Raw genomic sequence first — 15,811 nt, forward strand, 5'->3', positions numbered from 1 at the left:
TGCACACCATGATTCGTATCGCCAGCGCTCAGCTGTGGGTCCATGACCAGGACGAGGCCCTGGAATTCTGGACGACGAAGGTCGGGATGGAGGTCCGCTCGGACGTCTCGCTCCCGGAAATGGGCGGGTTCCGCTGGCTCACCGTCGGCCCGCCCGGACAGGACGACGTCTCCATCGTGCTGATGGACATCCCCGGTCCGCCTGCCTTCGAGGCCGAGATTTCCGGTGAGATCCACAGCCTGATGTCCAAGGGTTTCGCGGGGACCGTCTTCCTCACCACCGACGACTGCCGGGCCGATTACGAGGCATTGTCCGCCCGCGGCGTCGAATTCACCGAGAAGCCCGAAGAGCGGCCATACGGGATCGACGCGGGCTTCCGGGACCCGTCGGGCAACAGCATCCGCCTGACGCAGATGGCCGAAATTCTCGCGTAGGTCCGAGAGTGCCTGTCGCGCCGACGGTCGTGGGCGACAATGCTCCCATGAGCCGTCTCCGATCAGGCCTCGCCGCCGCCGCGACCGCGCTTGCCGCGGCCTGCGTGCTGCTCGTCCCGGGCGCCGCGCAGGCCGCGCCCTTCCCGGTCACCACGAATCCCGACGAGGCGATCGCCGCGCACTACCTGGGTCCGGCAACCGAGTCGCCGGCCGGCAGCAACCGGTTCGGCTGCCGGGATCGAGAAGGGCGCGACCCTATCGTCCTGCTGCATGCCACCGCGATGAACCAGAGCGCGAACTGGGCCTACCTCGCCCCGACCCTCGCCAACGCCGGGTATTGCGTCTTCAGCACGACCTACGGTCAGGCGTCGTGGAGTGGCACCACCGGCGGCCTCGGCAACAAGGAGCGATCCGCGCGTCAGGTCGCGCCGTTCATCGACAAGGTCCTCGCCGCCACCGGCGCCTCCAAGGTCGACCTCATCGGCCACAGCCAGGGCGGAGCGATCGCCCAGCTCGTGACCCAACTCCCCGGCCGCGCCGCGCAGGTGGACACCATCATCGCGCTGTCGGCATCACACCAGGGGTTCTCCCGCGTCGGCTCGATCACCGACCGACTCCCGGCGCGGGCGCCCGGCCAGAGCTACTGGGGCCCGCGGCACCCGTCGATCGACTACGTCAACTTCGCAACCAGGTACGACGAGATCTCGACGCCGTACCAGGTCACGCTGATGACACCTGGTCCGAACGTCGTCAACATCTTGGTCCAGGACGTGTGCCCGGCGTCGAAGATCGGTCACGTCGGCATGGCCTACTCCCCGACCGTCGCCGCACTCGTCCGCAATGCGCTCGACCCCGACCACCGTGTGCCGGTGGTGTGCGGCTCCGACTACCCGTTCTGAGTCCCGACCCGCCACAGAATCTCCAGGTCAACGCCCGTTCGTCAGCTGTAACTGGCGCTTCTTCGCGCAGGTGCCGATTCTGCGCGGCGACGCGCGGGGCAGCACAGCTGGGCCGGTTTTTGTTGCGGGCGATCGACTCGCTAGACTCGTCTGCGCTGCCTCGCGTAGCACGCCGCCCTAGCTCAGTCGGTAGAGCAATTCACTCGTAATGAATAGGTCAGGGGTTCGATTCCCCTGGGCGGCTCCACCAGGATCGTACGATTCGACCCTCGTACGACGCTTCCCCGCATCGACGGATTCACTCCCTCACGCCACTACCGAAGGCACACCCGAAGCCTCTTCCGCCCTTCAAGTGAATCTTCCGCCCGCTAAACCCTTAGCGATGCAAAGATAATTCGGTGCCAGGTATGCCCCGTTAATCCGTTCGGATGACAGACTCCGAGCCCACTGCTCCTTACACTCCATGCGACTGTAGGAGGTCAATTGGGGGCACGTCGCGGACGAAAGCACCGGTCTCAACCGGCGCGGACTGCCATAACACCTCGTAAACCGTCGCGAGCGACAGCCACCTCGCTGACGATCAGCGCATTGTCTCTCGCCACCGTCGTGCCGATCGCCGTCGCCTCGACGAACGTCACCGCCGTGGTCGAATCCCTCATCGACCGCGGCGTCGTCCGCGAAGCCACCCAACACGACAACACGAGCGACATCTTCGCCGACCTGCCCGACGACACCATCATGGTCGTCACACCCGGGACCGACGACACCATGCTGATGCCGCGCAATCTCCCGTACGCCGGCAACCGCCAGGCCCTCATCGTCAACTACACCGAGTCCTTCGGACCCGTCATCGCCGGCCGCTCGAACACCATCGCTCCGTTCTCGCCCGGCTACGACGAGTCCAAAGAGCATGCGATGAACCAGAACCTGGCCGTGATGGCCGCGTTCGCCGAGATGGGCGAGGACCGCCCGTTCGTCGTCTACACCGGCTATTCGCAGGGCGCCGACGTACTCGGCGATGCCGCCGAGAACCCACGGGCCTACGACGACGACTTCTTCGTCCCGGGCAAGGACATGGTCGTCCTGGTCTCCGACCCGCGGAGCCCCTGGGGCATCAAGGCCTGGCTCGACGCCATGCCGTGGCTCAAGCCGATCGTCGAGGCGGCCGGGATCGAGGCGAACGGCGCACGCGACCCGGAGGCCACCGGCAAGGTCGAGGTCGTGTCGGTGATCATCGTCGGCGACCCGGTCAGCAACTTCCAGTGGGTGTCGTACCGGCCCGTCGCGTCGCTCATCGTCAATGCGGCCGGCTTCCTCACCATCCACTCGGGCACCGGACCGCACACGTACGGCGACGTCGAACGACTGGGTGACCCGAAGGAGTACAAGAGCGGCAACACGACATACCTGGTCTACGACGCCGCGCATCCCCTGGCGCTGTTGGTGGCTGCCGTCCACGACCGGCTCGGGATCACCTACGACAAGGACGACCTCGCTCGTTGGGACGAACTCGCCGAGGCCTACTACCCGACCCAGGCACCGAACCCCGACACCGCAGCGGTGCCGGTGACAGCAGTGGATTCGGTCAAGCAGGACCGACCGGGCGATGGTTACACCGTCACCGTTCCGTCCGAGGTGGCGACGGGCGCGGAGAAGCCGGGTGACCCGCCGAGATCCGGCGGGTTCGTGCCGGGGGGGATCGTTCCGCCGGCCGAGGACGTCCCCACCGACGATCGGACGCCCGCAGATGGCCGCGGCGAGGGCGAGCCCGGCAGCGGAGATGCCGACGACCGCCCCGGCGGCACCGAAGCGCCTGACTCTGAGGATTCGGGTTCGGGCTCGGGTTCGGAGAAACCGGACTCCGGAGACAGCGGAGCCGGGGACTCCGGTTCACCGACCGGCGGTGACGACTCATCGGACGCCGGGACGGACCGGGAGAAGTCGGACTCCGCCGAAACAAGCTCGGCCGGTGGGGATTCGACGGGCCGCGAGGCCGCCTGATCCCCAACCGGCCAGTGGATCAGCTCGACCCGAACAGATTTCCCAGGCTTCCGTTGCCCGAGTCGCCACCACCGGTGTCACCACCACCAGTGCCGCCACCACCCGGGTTATCGGGAGCCTTACCGGTTCCGGTCACCTTGTAGACCTGCACGAAGGCAGGAGCAGCGCCGCCGAAGCCTCTCCGCTCCCGGTGAATGCCACCGCGGCTCCAGCCGCCACTCCGATTCCGGCCAGCGCCATCCGCGAAAACCGCATCTGTTCCCTTTCGGACACGTGATTCATTGCCCTACAACACGTGTCGTAGGCACACCCCGACAAGATCGACAACGTCGGGGAATTGAGTGTCTGATTTCGTGCGGGCACAGCAATGCACCCAGAGCAGCGATGTGACATTGACGCCGGGGGTCAAGAGGTCTCGGCCCGCCGATCCCCCACCGTCCGAGGAACTATCCGAGGAGTCCGCCGAACAGACCTGCGAGGCTGCCGTTGCCCGAATCGTCAGGCGAGTCAGGAGACTTGCCGGTTCCGGTCACGGTGTAGACCTGCGCGAGGCCGTTGATCGTCAACCCGAGGATCGGATCGGGGGTCGTGCACTCCTGGTAGATCGCATACGACGTGTCGGTCCGACCCGAGGCCCACTGTCCGGTCGACGAGCCGTCCTCGGCGATGCTCTTGCCGTTCCACACGACCTTGAGCGCACCTTCGGCTGCATCCTCACGAGCGCTGTCGAGCAGCCCGGACTCGATGCCGGTGGCGATGATCGCGTTGACGGCGGTGGCGCGCATCTTGAGTTCGGTCTCGTCGCTCGCCTTGTGGACGGACAGCCAGCACGTCGCCGTCTTCGACGTCTTGTTGGTCACCTTCACGGCCACCGTGCCATTACTGAGGGATTGTGTGTGAGGGTACGACGACGACAGAAGCAGCGCTGCCGATGCCTCTCCCGATCCGGAGAACCCCATCGCAGCCGCAGCCGCCACCCCGATTCCTACTGTCGCCACCTTCGTGAATCGCATCCACATACCCTTCCCAGCCCCTGATCCGTTGCGCGTCAACATGTGCCGAAGGCACTCTCCAACGGGTTGATTACTCGGGAACATTAGCAGACCGAATTAGAGATTCGGCGGGATACCGTTTCAACAATCACCGATCATGGCCCAAATTCGTTCCGGATAGATCAATCGACCAGAATGCCTCAACAATTGGTTCAAATGACCCACTAATTGCTTGGCGGACCATTCCTCCGAACAAGTGACAACTTATTCGAGAGCCTGATCGATCAGGATTTCGGCGGCACTCCGCGCGTCGTCGGCAGCCTGTGCGGTGCCGGCGATCGCGGCGGTCGTCTGGGCCCCCTCCGCCAGGATCGACAGTTGCGCGGCAAGTCTCGGCGGCCCGTAGCCTTTCCGGCGCGTCGCGCACCTTGTCCATCCCGACCGCGTGCACCCCATGTGCACGGCACCGCGGACAACATCCTGCCGATCGACGCCACCGGCCGCCGCTTCCACGAAGCCGTGCCGGCGGCTGAGTACGTCGAGATCGAGGATGCTCCCCACGGACTGCTGTGGACGCACGCCGTCGAGGTCAACGAGGCCCTGCTGCGGTTCGTCCAGAAGTGAAGCCGGGCCCATGACGCACGACGGCCGCCGGGCGGGAGACCCCACCCGGCGGCCGGTGCGTCATGTCTACCTGCTCGGCTCGCCCTCGGCCTCGTCGGCGGCGGTGGGCTCGTCGGCGGCGGCTTCCACGTCCTTCTCATCCGCCAGCGGGTCGTACCCCGGAACCCCTTCGAGGACCGTCAGTTCCTGGTCGATGGCGGCCGAGACGGCTTTGGCCTCTTCCTTGATCTTGCGGATGAAGTCGGACATCGCCTGCTCCCTTGCTCATCGACTGCACGGCCCGCGACCGTCCACCCATGATAGGGCCGGCCACTTCTTCAGAACGGGGTTCTCCTCATCGATCTCCTTGATGGGTCACCACGCTGCTGGTCACGTACGGCATCGCCGAGACGAGCAGACAAGACATCGAGGTGGCGCTCGCCGAACCGCGTCAGGCGTCAACCCTGCGTTTGAGCGCCAACCCGATCCTGGCGACCATGTCGTCGACCGCGAACTTGGGCTTCACGTTCATGTCCAGCGCCTCCCGGCAGTCGAGAACGGCCTCGACGCACGACAGCAACTGCTCGGGCCGGGCATAGCCGGCCAGGGGTATCGAGATGTCGTCGGACTTGTCGGGGTGCATCGCGGTCACCTTTGCCCCGACCCCGACGACGAGCGCGTCACGAAACAGCGCGGCGAGGTCGACGAGGGCACGGTCGAGGACATCGCGTCCGACGCGCGTGGCCCGCGACTTCTGACGCTTCTCCAGTTCCTTCAGCGCGCCGGCGCTGCCGCGGGGCATCCGGGCGGTTCCCTTGCCGGTTCCGCCGGCGCCGAGCGCAGTCTTCATCTGCTCGGTCTCGGCCCCGTCGAGTTCGGCACTGATCGCCTTGGCAGCGGCCTCCGCCGACCGCACCAACTCCTCTGCCGCGGCGTAGGCGGTGGAATCCCGGGACGCCGCCCGTGCCAGCGCCAGCGCCTTCTCGCGCTGGGAACGAGCGTCGGGGTCGGTGGCGAGGCGTCGGGCGCGACCGATGTGACCGCCGCAGACCGACGCCGCCCAGTGGGCCTGCTCCGGGTCGAGTCCGTCGCGTTCGACGAGGACGCGTTCGATGTCGGCGGTCGTCGGCGTCACCAGCGCGACATGCCGGCATCGCGACCGCAGGGTCACCGAGATGTCCTCGGGGTCCACCGACGGCGCACACAACAGGAACACCGTGCGCGGTGGCGGCTCCTCGACGACCTTCAGGAGCGCATTCGCTGCCTGCTCGGTGAGACGGTCGGCGTCCTCGACGATGACGATCTGCCAGCGACCGGTTCCGGGGCGTCGTGCGGCGGCCTGCACGATGTCGCGCATCGCGCCGACCGCGAGACTCAGGCCTTCGGGCACGACGTGTCGGACGTCGGCGTGGGTCTTGGCCATGACCGTCACGCAGGCGCGGCATTCGCCGCAGCCGACGTTCGCGGAGTCGGGGGTCTGGCACTGCAGTGCGGCCGCGAAACAGGTCGCGGCCACCGAACGGCCGCTCCCCGGCGGTCCGGTGAAGAGCCAGGAATGCGTCATCGACGCGCGTGACCATCCCGCATCGACACCCGGGATCTCGTCGTCGGGGAGGAACAGACCTTCGGTGCTGCCCGCGTCGAGCCCCTGTGCGAGGACCCGCGCGGCCCGGGCGGCGGCACGTAGATCGGCCGCGATCGCCTCTTGGCCGGTCAGCCGATCAAAGACATTGGTCACAACGACACCCTAAACCGCAGTTCGGACACGCCAACGGGGCGGAACCGTGTTTAACGATTGCAAGCAGCCAGCTACCGTAGTCTCCGTGGTGGAACAGCGGTCGCGATGGTCCAAGGTCCTGCACCTTGGCCGATGGCTGGTTCATACGCCGTGGCCGATTCTCGCGCTCGACATGCTCCGTGCCAACCTCGTCGGCGCGCTGTTCACCTTCGCATTCCTCCGCTTCGGGATGCCACTCCAGGACTCGATCAGTCTCGACGAGATCACCGCGCTGAATCAGGCGATCTTCGCGGGCTACCTGTTGATCGCGATGGTCATCGGAGGTTACGCGAGTATCCAGCTGTCGCTGCCGGTCCTCGTGTGGCATCGCAGACGCACGCGACTCGACAACGAGGCCGCCCGACGCCGCGCTCTCGCCCTGCCCACCCTGCTGACGGTCGTCAACGCCGCGCTGTGGGTCGTGGGTGGCACGCTGTTCACCCTGGTCAATCTGACGGTGTCGTCCAAGAACGCCTTCATCGTCGCGATCGCGAGCGCCATCGGTGCCATGGTCACGTGCGCGCTGAGCTACATGCAGGCCGAAAAGGTGCTGCGGCCGATCACCGTCGCGGCGATGGCCAACAACCCCGACCACGCGATCGCGCCGAGCGTGACCACCCGGATCACGGCGTTCTGGGTGATCAGCGTGGTGGCGCCGATGGTCGTGATCATCGGGATGATCGTGCTGCACCGCCTCGGGATCATCGAAGCCGACTCCACCGGGCTGGAACGTCCGATCCTGTGGATGGCGGTGTCGGCGCTCGCGTTCAGCGTCATCGCGATCGTGCGAGTGGTCGCCGCGATCAACGACCCGATCAAACAGCTGCGTCGGGCGCAGTCGAAGGTCAGCGACGGCGACCTGAACGTCGCGGTGAAGATCTACGACGGAAGCGACCTCGGTCTACTGCAGGCAGGCTTCAACGACATGGTCGCCGACCTGCGCGAACGCCAGGAACTACGCAACCTGTTCGGCCGCTACGTCGGCGAGGACGTCGCACGACGCGCCATCGAGACCGGCACCGAACTCGGCGGCGAGGAACGCTACGTCGGCGTCCTGTTCGTCGACATCGTCGGCTCGACGCGCCTCGCCGTGAACCGTCCGCCGCGCGAGATCGTCGAACTGCTCAACGAGTTCTTCCGAGTGGTCGTCGCCGTCGTCGGACGTCACGGCGGCTTCGTCAACAAGTTCCAGGGTGATGCGGCCCTCGCCATCTTCGGCGCTCCGCTCGACCTCGACGACTTCGCCGGGCGCGCGCTGGCCTCCGCACGTGAGTTGCGCGCCGAGCTCTACGAGACCCTCGGCGACACCGACATCGGAATCGGCGTCTCCGCGGGTAAGGCGATCGCCGGTCACATCGGCGCCGAACAGCGCCTCGAATACACCGTCATCGGCGACCCGGTGAACGAGGCCGCCCGGCTGACCGAACTCGCCAAAGACGAACCGACCCGCGTCCTCGGTTCGGCCCGCGCGGTGTTCCTCGCCTCGCACGAGGAAGCCGAACACTGGGAGATCGGTGAGGGCGTCGAACTCCGCGGACGAGGGATCGAGACCCTCCTCGCACGCCCACACATGGCGCCCTACCGCAGGGACTGACCTCGACACCGTCCTCGGGTAGCCCGCCCCGCGCTCCCCGAGACGCCTCGGAGCTTACGCAGGGATGTCACGAGGGGCTGGCGTCAGTCCTCCGACGACTCGGCTTTCTTGGCAGCGGTCTTCTTGGCAGCGGTCTTCTTGGCTGTCGTCTTCTTCGCGGCAGCCTTCTTCGCGGTGGTCTTCTTGGCGGTGGTCTTCTTGGCGGCTGTCTTCTTCGCAGCCTTCTTGGCCGGTGCCTTCTTGGCAGCCTTCTTCGCCGCCTTCTTGGCCGGGCCACGGGCACGCCGATCGGCGAGGAGCTCCATCGCACGTTCAGGCGTGATCGAGTCGACCTCGTCGCCCTTGCGCAGGCTGGCGTTGGTCTCGCCGTCGGTCACGTACGGGCCGAAGCGACCGTCCTTGATGACCATCGGCTTGCCGCTGACCTCGTCGTCCTTGCCCAGCTCGCGCAGCGGCGGCGCGGCGGCCTGCCGTCCACGACGCTTGGGCTCGGAGTAGATTTTGAGCGCCTCGTCGAGGGTGATCTCGAAGAGTTGTTCCTCGCTTCCGAGAGACCGCGAATCGGACCCCTTCTTGAGGTACGGCCCATAGCGACCGTTCTGTGCGGTGATCTCGTCACCGGACTCCGGGTCGACGCCGACGACCCGCGGCAGCGACAACAGCTTCAGCGCCTCGTCGAGGGTGACCGTCGAGATGTCCATCGACTTGAACAGCGAACCGGTGCGCGGCTTGGGACCGGCCTTCTTCGCCGCCTTCTTGGCGACCTTCTTCGCTGCCGGTTTGGTCTTCGTGGTGGTGCCGCCGCCCGGGGAGTCCAGCGGGACGACATCGGCGTCGCCGGCATCGCTGCCGCCTGCTCCGGGGGACCCGCCGTCGCGCGGTGTCGGGCCCGCGGGGATGGTGATCGGGGCCTCGCCGTCGTCGTCATCCTCGTCGGACGGCAGGATCTCGGTCACGTAGGGGCCGAAGCGCCCCTCCTTGGCGACGATCTCGTGGCCGGTCACCGGGTCGACGCCCAGTGTGCGACCCTCCTGGGGCGTCGCGAACAGCTTCTCCGCGACGGCCAGGGTCAGCTCGTCGGGGGTGATGTCGGCGGGCAGGTTGGCGCGCTGCAGATCGGGTTCCGCGTCGGCGTCGGTCTTCTTGTTCGCGTTGACGTCGCGCTCGAGATACGGACCGAAGCGGCCGACGCGCACGTAGATCGGACGGCCCTCCTCGTCGTCGAAGAGCCGGATCGAGTTGACCTGTCGTGCGTCGATCTCCTCGAGATTGACGCCGACGAGCTTCTTGAGTCCGCCGTACTGGGCGATGGCCGAGTGCGCGGAGCGTGCTTCGGCGTCACCGGACCGCTCGTCTCCGAAGTAGAACTCCGACAGCCATTTCGTGCGGTTCTCGTTGCCGGTGGCGATCTGGTCGAGGTCGTCCTCGAGGGTCGCGGTGAAGTCGTAGTCGACGAGGCTCTCGAAGTACGCCTCGAGCAACCCGACCACCGCGAAGGCGATCCACGACGGGACGAGGGCGTTGCCCTTCTTCACGACGTAGCCGCGGTCCTGGATGGTGCCGATGATCGAGGCATAGGTCGACGGACGGCCGATGCCCAGCTCTTCGAGCACCTTGACCAGCGACGCCTCGGTGAACCGGGCGGGCGGGTTGGTCGAGTGGCCGTCGGCGGTGAGCTCGATCGCGGTGAGCGACTGTCCCTCGGTCAGCTGCGGCAGCCGGTTCTCGGCGTCGTCGGCCTGGCCGCCGGTCTGCTCGTCGACGGTCTCGACGTAGGCCGACAGGAAGCCGGGGAACGTGATGGTGCGGCCCGACGCGGCGAAGGTCGCACGCTCTCCGGAGGACGCCGTACCCGCGATCCGCAGGCTCAGCGTGGTGCCCTTGGCGTCGGCCATCTGCGAGGCGACGGTGCGCTGCCAGATGAGCTCGTAGAGACGGAACTCGTCGGCCTCGAGCTGTCCGGCGACCTGTCCGGGGGTACGGAAGGTCTCGCCCGCGGGACGGATCGCCTCGTGGGCCTCCTGCGCGTTCTTGACCTTACGGGTGTACTGACGCGGCGTCGGGTGGACGAAATTGTCGCCGTACAGCTCGCGGGCCTGGGCACGGGCGGCGTTGATCGCCGACTCGCTCAGGCTCGTCGAGTCGGTACGCATGTAGGTGATGAAGCCGTTCTCGTACAGCCGCTGCGCGATGCGCATGGTGCGGTCCGAGGTGAACCGCAGCTTGCGGCCGGCCTCCTGCTGCAGCGTCGACGTCATGAACGGCGCATACGGGCGACGCGTGTAGGGCTTCTCCTCGACCGACGTCACCGTCATGGCGGCGCCGCGCAGGCCTGCTGCCAGGCTCTCGGCGCGGTCGGCATCGAGGACGACGACGCCGTCGGACTTCCTCAGCTCACCGGTCGCCTCGAAGTCACGGCCGGTGGCGACGCGCGCCTCGTCGACGTTGACCAGTCGCGCCTTGAACGTCGAGGGGCTGGCATCGGCGCCCGCGTCCATCGTCGCGGAGATGTCCCAGTACTCGGCGGACACGAACGCCATGCGCTCACGTTCACGTTCGACGATGATGCGTGTCGCGACGGACTGCACGCGGCCGGCCGACAGCTTCGGCATGACCTTCTTCCACAGCACCGGCGACACCTCGTAGCCGTAGAGGCGGTCGAGGATGCGGCGGGTTTCCTGGGCGTCGACCAGGTCGATGTCGAGGTCACGGGGGTTTTCGGCGGCCGCCCGGATGGCGGGTTCGGTGATCTCGTGGAACACCATCCGCTTGACCGGGATCTTCGGCTTGAGCGTCTCGAGGAGGTGCCACGCGATGGCCTCCCCCTCGCGGTCACCGTCCGTGGCGAGGTAGAGCTCGTCGACGTCCTTCATCAGCGACTTCAATTCGCTGACGGTGGTCTTCTTGTCCGGCGAGACGACGTAGAGGGGTTCGAAGTTGTCGTCGACGTTCACACCGAGGCGGGCCCAGGGCTGGCCCTTGTACTTGGCGGGTACGTCGGCTGCACCGCGCGGCAGGTCGCGGATGTGGCCCCGGGACGACTCCACGACGTAGTTGGAGCCGAGGTAACCGGCGATCTTGCGCGCCTTGGTAGGGGACTCGACGATCACGAGTCGTCGGATTCCCCCACTAGAGCGGGATGCGGTGCTGGTCTCGGCCACCGGGGCGTCCTTCGTTTGACTGGGTGGAGAACTACTGCCTGCTTGTCGAACAGGTGTGTTCGATGGGTTTGTACCTTATGTATAGCGCCGTTTGCACATCTGAATTCCGTGCCGCAACGCCAAATGTGACCGATTCCGCGCTTCCACGGACGGTTTTCCCAGGTCAGAAAGATATCGATGAGATCGCTAATGTTCGTCCGCAGGTGGCCAATCCGGCACAGCGGCGGCATTGGGCGGAGGACCGACATACTCGTGCAGACGGACGAGCCGCCGGTGCCCGGCGATGCGAAGTGCAGGTGAGTGGCCCCGCGTCCCGACGAGCGTGGGCGCGATTCCGACTCGCATCAGGGCGGTCGCCAGTGCCGCGTGGGTATCGGGGGCGTGTGGGTCCAGACCCAGCTGGTAGCGCCCCGCGTCGGAGTGGCCAGAGGCGATCACCCAGAGTCGCAGCGCCCGGTACGACGGGATCCAGCCGGCCGGCATCGCCTTGACCGCACCGGCCGACCAGGCGCCGTGGAGGGCGTCGAGCTCGTTGCACGACGCGGTGCGAGCCAGCGGGGTGCCCTCATCGGACGTGGTGACCTCCGCGTGCAGACCTGACGCCTGCATCTCTTCGACGATCTGCTCCGCACGCCAGCGATCACGGACGACGATCGATACCCGCGTACCGGAATCCGATCGGACAGCCTGTCCGTGCGTCGCGAGCAGACCCGCGAGATCGGAGTACGCGGGCTCCTCGGTCTCCGCGGAGAAAAACGACAACTGGCCCACAGATCGAGGTTAGGTGGTCGGGGGCCCGGAAACCGGCCTTTCCGGCGGCGGCGGTTCGCGTCGGGGCCCACATACCCCCGGACAGCAAACCGCCCCCGGCTCGATGATCGAGACGGGAGCGGTTGTCGGCAACCTGCGTGTGCAGTTGCGCAGGTGGTCTCAGACCGCGCGAACGCCGGTGGCCTGCGGGCCCTTGGTGCCCTGGCCGACCTCGAACTCCACCCGCTGGTTCTCCTCGAGGGTGCGGAAACCGGATCCCTGGATCTCGGAGTAGTGGACGAACACGTCGTCGGAGCCTTCGTCAGGCGCGATGAAGCCGAAGCCCTTTTCCGCGTTGAACCACTTCACAGTTCCCTGTGCCATGTCTTGCAATCCTTTACATATCAACTGTCGCGACGCGATGGGTCATCACGTCGTGGCCGGTTGACCGCCATACCTCAAAGAGCCCCGCGAAGATCTGCTTCGATCCGCCAAACTAACCTCAGTACCACGGCTGCAACACGCTTGTCGCCCGCCTCGACGGGTTGCGAAAGCTGCGGCCGCACCCAGTCAATCATGTCCGGCCCAGTTGCGATAGTCGCATCAACCAAGATGAGCAAAAACCTCGCCAAACTTCAGCACAACGACATCCGTCGGTAACATCCCGACCTCCCCAGACCTCCCGCGGCGACACCAATTCGAAGAGTTTCCTCCATAAAATGCAGTACTCCACATTCGGGACAGACCTCCTCGCGAGGTCCCTCGCGGGCGCCGACCCCGACCAGTCCCCACTCACCCACCTGTCGGTAATCCCGTCGCGCCCTGCGGCTTTCGCCGACTGGCCGGAGTGGGTACCGAAAGCTCTGCTCGACGCCTACGCGGAGAACGGCATCGAACGTGTCTGGACTCATCAGGCCCGAGCCGCCGACGAAGCATTTCGTGGAAATCACGTTGCCATTTGCACCGGCACCGCATCGGGTAAATCGCTGTCTTACCAAATGCCGATTCTTTCGACTCTGCTGAATGACAGGAATTCGACAGCGCTATATCTGGCTCCGACGAAAGCACTGGGCGCGGACCAGATCCGGGCGGTGTCGTCGGTCATCGCCGGACGGCCCGAGTTCGGGCACCTGCAGCCCTGCGCCTACGACGGGGACACCGACCCCGAGATCCGGCAGTGGGCGCGCGTGCACTCACGCTGGATCTTCACCAACCCCGACATGCTGCACATCGGCATCCTCTCCCATCACGCCCGGTGGCGTCAGTTCTTCCGCAATCTCCGCTTCATCGTCGTCGACGAATGCCACCACTACCGGGGCGTCTTCGGCTCACACACCGCCCTCGTGATGCGCAGGCTCCTCCGCATCGCCCGCGCGGCCGGAGCCAATCCGACGGTGATCGGTGCCAGCGCGACGGTCGCGCGACCCGCGGAGGCCCTGGGCCGCTTGATCGGTGAGCCCGCGGTCGCGGTGACCGACGACGGTTCGCCGCGCGGTGAACGTACCGTCGCCTTGTGGGAACCAGACTTCCTGCCGGTGGTGACCGGTGAGAACGGCGCACCGGTCAGGCGCTCCGCGGGAGCCGAATCCGCGCGCCTGCTGGCCGATTTCGTCATCGAGGGAGCGCGGACACTGTGCTTCGCACGGAGTCGCCGCGGGGTCGAACTGACTGCGTTGTCCGCGCGGAACCTCTTGTCGCAGAGTGCGCCCGAACTCGAGTCGAGGGTCGGGTCGTACCGGGCCGGTTATCTCGCCGATGACCGCCGCAAGCTCGAGAAAGCGATCACCGATGGCGAACTCCTCGGGGTCGCGACCACCAACGCACTCGAATTGGGCGTCGACATCAGCGGATTGGACGCGGTGATCGTCAGCGGCTATCCCGGCACGGTCGCGTCGTTCTGGCAGCAGGCGGGCAGGGCCGGACGGCAGCGTGAGTCCGGTGATTCGCTCGTGGTGCTGGTCGCCCGCGACGATCCGCTCGACACCTACCTCGTGCACCATCCCGACTCGCTGCTCGGCAAGCCGGTCGAGGCCACCGTCACCGACCCGGCGAACCCGTACATCCTCGGCCCGCACCTGTTGTGTGCCGCTGCGGAGAAGCCGCTGTCGGAAGCGGAGGTCGACGCCTGGGAGGCGCGTCCGGTGGCCGAGGATCTGGCGGCGGAAGGGTTACTGCGCAAACGGAAGTCGGGCTGGTACGTCGCCGCCGGCATCGAACCACACGCCGAGGTCGACATCCGGGGCGGCATCGGCGGACAGGTCCTGATCGTCGACACCACGACCTCGCAGGTCCTGGGCACCGTCGACACCGGGCGCGCGATGTCGACGGTGCATCCCGGGGCGGTGCACATCCATCAGGGCGAGACGTACCTCGTCGACGAACTCGACCTCGATGACGGTCTGGCCCTGGCCCATCCGGAGGACCCCGACTGGACCACGTCGGCGCGCGAGACCACCGACATCTCGATCACCTCGACCCTGGAGAGCCGACGGTTCGGCCCCTTGACCGTTGCCTTCGTGGAGGTCGACGTCACGCATCAGGTGGTCGGGTACCTCCGTACGCTGCGGACCGGTGAGGTGCTCGACGCCGTCGAGCTCGACATGCCCGAGCAGACCCTGCACACCCGGGCGGTCATGTACACACTCACGCCGGAGGTGCTGGCCGAGGCCGGGATCGACGAGACACGACTCCCCGGCTCGCTGCATGCGGCCGAGCACGCCGCCATCGGCCTGCTCCCACTCGTGGCGACCTGCGACCGCTGGGACATCGGCGGCGTGTCCACCGACCTCCATCCCGACACCGGATTGCCGACGGTCTTCGTCTACGACGGGTACATGGGTGGGGCGGGCTTTGCTGAGCGGGGGCACTCCGCCTTCCTCACCTGGATCAACGCCACCCGGGACGCGGTCGCGAGCTGCGGATGCGAGAGCGGATGCCCGTCTTGTGTGCAGAGCCCCAAGTGTGGCAACGGTAATGATCCGCTGGACAAAGATGGCGCAGTAGCCGTCCTCGACCTGTTGTCTCGGCAATACTTGGCTCATGCATGACGAGGCATCCGACGGGGGGATCGGAATGAGGCGGCTGGTGACCCGGCCGTCGCGCGCCTTCTTCCTGCTGGCGCGTCCAACCCAGAACACCGACAACCTGCCGTCCTCGATCGGTGAAAGCGATGTGTTCTTCTCCGAGGAGGCGGCACTCGACGCCCTCGACCTTCACTACGGGTGGTGCGCGGCCCGCTCCGGCGGCTTCACCCCTGTGGTGACCACCGCCCAGTGGTATCTGCAGACCGCGATGATCGGCCCGCGGATCACGCCCTCGCTCGGTGAGGTGTATCTCGCCTCCTCCGACGCACAGTCCGGTGAAACCTGGGCGTCCGCGGGCGGGTTCTTGACCGAGGGCGAACTGATCCACTGGTCGTCGTTCGTCCGGGCGGTGCGGCCGTGGATCCCCGTGAACACCGGGACCGATGCCTTCGAGCTCGCCTACCGCGGCGACACCGATGTGCACTTCCACCAATTGTGGTTCGCCCCCATGCAATCGGTGCGGGTCTATCCGAAGCGGATTGTCGTCGACGAGGACAGTCGGAGCTAGCCCCAGGCT

Annotated in this window: 12 protein-coding genes, 1 tRNA gene and 2 pseudogenes; 8 read left to right on the plus strand and 7 right to left on the minus strand. The window is 66.6% G+C overall.

Features of this window, described 5'->3' with window-relative positions; all coding sequences use genetic code 11:
- Positions 1-8 precede the first annotated feature (8 nt).
- The 4 genes from IHQ52_RS02075 to IHQ52_RS02090 all read left to right on the plus strand — a co-directional run bounded on the left by IHQ52_RS02075 (position 9) and on the right by IHQ52_RS02090 (position 3,334).
- Positions 9-434, plus strand: a complete 426-nt coding sequence (locus IHQ52_RS02075; RefSeq protein WP_006435059.1) for a VOC family protein — start codon at positions 9-11, stop codon at positions 432-434.
- Between the two features lie 47 nt (positions 435-481).
- Positions 482-1,333, plus strand: a complete 852-nt coding sequence (locus IHQ52_RS02080) for an esterase/lipase family protein (RefSeq protein ID WP_024499527.1) — start codon at positions 482-484, stop codon at positions 1,331-1,333.
- Between the two features lie 171 nt (positions 1,334-1,504).
- A tRNA-Thr gene (locus IHQ52_RS02085) sits at positions 1,505-1,580 on the plus strand.
- A gap of 341 nt (positions 1,581-1,921) precedes the next feature.
- Positions 1,922-3,334 (plus strand): alpha/beta hydrolase family protein, encoded by a 1,413-nt coding sequence (locus IHQ52_RS02090; protein WP_024499528.1) that lies wholly within the window; start codon positions 1,922-1,924, stop codon positions 3,332-3,334.
- Positions 3,335-3,780: 446 nt separating this feature from the next.
- On the opposite strand, the gene IHQ52_RS02095 is transcribed toward IHQ52_RS02090, so the two are convergent.
- Positions 3,781-4,347, minus strand: coding sequence for a hypothetical protein (locus IHQ52_RS02095; protein WP_024499529.1), 567 nt, complete (start codon positions 4,345-4,347; stop codon positions 3,781-3,783).
- A 243-nt stretch (positions 4,348-4,590) separates the two neighbouring features.
- Positions 4,591-4,728 (minus strand): annotated as a pseudogene (locus tag IHQ52_RS02100) (TetR/AcrR family transcriptional regulator); the annotation flags it as partial.
- A 54-nt stretch (positions 4,729-4,782) separates the two neighbouring features.
- On the opposite strand from IHQ52_RS02100, the pseudogene IHQ52_RS02105 reads away from it, so the two are divergent.
- Positions 4,783-4,950 (plus strand): annotated as a pseudogene (locus IHQ52_RS02105) (alpha/beta fold hydrolase); the annotation flags it as partial.
- Between the two features lie 66 nt (positions 4,951-5,016).
- Here the strand turns inward: IHQ52_RS02105 and IHQ52_RS02110 are convergent.
- Positions 5,017-5,199: a hypothetical protein gene (locus IHQ52_RS02110; RefSeq protein ID WP_024499531.1), complete on the minus strand. Its 183-nt coding sequence runs from the start codon at positions 5,197-5,199 to the stop codon at positions 5,017-5,019.
- A 181-nt stretch (positions 5,200-5,380) separates the two neighbouring features.
- Positions 5,381-6,667: a DNA polymerase III subunit delta' gene (locus IHQ52_RS02115; protein WP_096272889.1), complete on the minus strand. Its 1,287-nt coding sequence runs from the start codon at positions 6,665-6,667 to the stop codon at positions 5,381-5,383.
- A 172-nt stretch (positions 6,668-6,839) separates the two neighbouring features.
- Between IHQ52_RS02115 and IHQ52_RS02120 the strand changes: the two genes are divergently transcribed.
- Entirely contained in the window at positions 6,840-8,300 is a 1,461-nt protein-coding gene (locus IHQ52_RS02120) for an adenylate/guanylate cyclase domain-containing protein (RefSeq protein ID WP_081712464.1), read from the plus strand.
- A gap of 83 nt (positions 8,301-8,383) precedes the next feature.
- Here the strand turns inward: IHQ52_RS02120 and topA are convergent, their stop codons facing one another.
- The 3 genes from topA to IHQ52_RS02135 all read right to left on the minus strand — a co-directional run bounded on the left by topA (position 8,384) and on the right by IHQ52_RS02135 (position 12,595).
- The gene (gene topA / locus IHQ52_RS02125) at positions 8,384-11,461 is read right to left on the minus strand and encodes a type I DNA topoisomerase (RefSeq protein ID WP_024499534.1); all 3,078 of its coding nucleotides are present in this window, start codon (positions 11,459-11,461) and stop codon (positions 8,384-8,386) included.
- A 186-nt stretch (positions 11,462-11,647) separates the two neighbouring features.
- Positions 11,648-12,232 (minus strand): hypothetical protein, encoded by a 585-nt coding sequence (locus tag IHQ52_RS02130; protein ID WP_024499535.1) that lies wholly within the window; start codon positions 12,230-12,232, stop codon positions 11,648-11,650.
- A gap of 159 nt (positions 12,233-12,391) precedes the next feature.
- Positions 12,392-12,595, minus strand: a complete 204-nt coding sequence (locus IHQ52_RS02135; protein WP_004022110.1) for a cold-shock protein — start codon at positions 12,593-12,595, stop codon at positions 12,392-12,394.
- 335 nt (positions 12,596-12,930) lie between these two features.
- Between IHQ52_RS02135 and IHQ52_RS02140 the strand changes: the two genes are divergently transcribed.
- Positions 12,931-15,258, plus strand: coding sequence for a DEAD/DEAH box helicase (locus tag IHQ52_RS02140; protein WP_024499536.1), 2,328 nt, complete (start codon positions 12,931-12,933; stop codon positions 15,256-15,258).
- On the plus strand, positions 15,251-15,802 hold the full coding sequence (locus tag IHQ52_RS02145; protein WP_024499537.1) for a hypothetical protein: 552 nt from the start codon (positions 15,251-15,253) through the stop codon (positions 15,800-15,802). The genes IHQ52_RS02140 and IHQ52_RS02145 overlap by 8 nt, the downstream gene beginning before the upstream one ends.
- The last annotated feature ends 9 nt before the right edge of the window (positions 15,803-15,811 follow it).

It is taken from the genome of Gordonia amicalis, from assembly GCF_022059885.1.
GTDB lineage: Bacteria > Actinomycetota > Actinomycetes > Mycobacteriales > Mycobacteriaceae > Gordonia > Gordonia amicalis.

Bases quoted from the DNA above. Each gene is read 5' to 3' on its own strand.
- IHQ52_RS02080 (WP_024499527.1), top strand. From the start codon at position 482: ATGAGCCGTCTCCGATCAGGCCTCGCCGCCGCCGCGACCGCGCTTGCC.
- IHQ52_RS02095 (WP_024499529.1), bottom strand. From the start codon at position 4,347: ATGCGATTCACGAAGGTGGCGACAGTAGGAATCGGGGTGGCGGCTGCG.
- IHQ52_RS02145 (WP_024499537.1), top strand. From the start codon at position 15,251: ATGCATGACGAGGCATCCGACGGGGGGATCGGAATGAGGCGGCTGGTG.
- IHQ52_RS02120 (WP_081712464.1), top strand. From the start codon at position 6,840: ATGCTCCGTGCCAACCTCGTCGGCGCGCTGTTCACCTTCGCATTCCTC.
- IHQ52_RS02140 (WP_024499536.1), top strand. From the start codon at position 12,931: ATGCAGTACTCCACATTCGGGACAGACCTCCTCGCGAGGTCCCTCGCG.
- IHQ52_RS02075 (WP_006435059.1), top strand. From the start codon at position 9: ATGATTCGTATCGCCAGCGCTCAGCTGTGGGTCCATGACCAGGACGAG.
- IHQ52_RS02135 (WP_004022110.1), bottom strand. From the start codon at position 12,595: ATGGCACAGGGAACTGTGAAGTGGTTCAACGCGGAAAAGGGCTTCGGC.
- IHQ52_RS02110 (WP_024499531.1), bottom strand. From the start codon at position 5,199: ATGTCCGACTTCATCCGCAAGATCAAGGAAGAGGCCAAAGCCGTCTCG.